Genomic DNA, 213 nt, shown 5'->3' with positions numbered 1-213 from the left:
AAAAACTTTCTATCCCATTGATATGTGAGTGTTTATTGGAAAATTCATTGTGCGAATGCTGGACGCGGAAGTGTTTTTGGTATCCCAAATCGACGAGCCCGTCATAACCTCGCCAACCATCGGAATGAATGACGCTTTCAAGGTCTACACGTCCACGTATGATGCCCTGGAGAGTGGCTCTGGAGCAATCAGGAACGATCTCCGTATAGACGT

The 213-nt window shown here is 46.5% G+C and carries 1 protein-coding gene; it reads right to left on the bottom strand.

Features of this window, described 5'->3' with window-relative positions:
• On the bottom strand, positions 1-213 hold a 213-nt coding region (locus ACQRCJ_RS12590; RefSeq protein WP_427799964.1), incomplete at both ends, for a transposase.

Origin of the sequence: Desulfovibrio sp. SGI.102 (genome assembly GCF_050314315.1) — a bacterium.
Classification (GTDB): domain Bacteria; phylum Desulfobacterota; class Desulfovibrionia; order Desulfovibrionales; family Desulfovibrionaceae; genus Desulfovibrio.
This window is presented reverse-complemented; position numbering and strand designations above follow the sequence as displayed.